The following is a 1,198-nucleotide window of genomic DNA, read 5'->3' on the forward strand; positions in this document are numbered from 1 at the left end:
GCTGGCAGAGGTCGTAAGGCAGGTTTGTCCAGTGTGTTGAACAGCTCAGTCCGGCTAGCATCCAGCTCTTTCATTCGCCGCTGATTCAATGACTGCATGAGCTCTTTGATAGCCAGGTTCAGTTCTCTGAAGGTATGGAAGACCTCATTCCGCAGCCGCATCATGATCCAACGCTCAACAACAAGAACCGCATTCTCAGCCTTGGCCTTATCTTTGGGTTTGTATGGCCGTGCCGGCATGACTGCGGTTTGATAGTGGTAGGCGAGCTGGCGGTAACTGTCATTAAGCTTCGGCTCATAACGATCTGTTTTGGTGACAGCAGCCTTAAGGTTATCTGGTACCAGCAATGCAGGAACACCACCGAAGTGCTCGAAGGCATTGGCATGTGCCTCTAACCAGTGCTCTAGCCTTTGGCTTTCACAGGCCTCGACGTAGGTGTAGTTTGAAGCGCCCAGTGTTGCTACGAAGATTTGAGCGTTACGAACTTCTCCTGTCTCTGGGTTGATGATCGGGATGGTGGGGCCACAGTAATCGATAAAGAGCTTATCTCCGGCCAGATGGCTCTGGCGCATACTGCGCTTTTGCTTTTTAAGCCAACGACGATAGTGCTCACAGTACTGACTGTATCGATAAGCACGTTCTTGATGCTCAGCGACATATTCTTCCCATAACAACTGCTTAGTCATTGGGGGACGGCGTAGTTCTTTGTGGATATAGCTAAAGCTTGGCATCACCTTGCTGAGGCATGTGGTTTTAGCACGATAGAGCACTTGAGCAAGTTGAGCTTCTGAGTGGTTGTCTGGCAACGGCCAACCAACGCCATAGTGCTCAAAGCGAGTGAGGATCTCGGAGATCGTTGAGCGGCTTACTTTAGTACAGGAAGCGATTTTTCTGAGTGATAGGTGACACTCGTATTTGAGGCGCAATACCTCTTTGATTTTGTCCATAGACGTTCTCTTTTTCGGCATTCTCACTTCCTTGCTGCGTTAAAATCGACAACAAAGATTGTGAGGCATTGATTTAAAAGAGAAAAGATTGGAGTTCCGGAGTATCCGGACAGGGTTTCCGCTAAACCGGACAGTGATTCCGGAGTTAGGCCAAAATCGTCCGGGTTAAATCGGAATGGGTGTCCGGATTAAAACGGAATGACTGTCCGGATAATGCCGGAATAGGTGTCCGGTTTGCTCCGGCGCATGCA

The 1,198-nt window shown here is 49.4% G+C and carries 1 protein-coding gene; it reads right to left on the minus strand.

Going from position 1 to position 1,198, the window contains the following annotated elements:
* Positions 1 to 968: IS21 family transposase (istA, locus tag ACVA53_RS24920; protein ID WP_446506626.1), on the minus strand; the 968-nt coding region annotated here is incomplete at its 3' end.
* Positions 969 to 1,198 lie beyond the last annotated feature (230 nt).

It is taken from the genome of Photobacterium sp. DNB23_23_1, assembly GCF_052873815.1.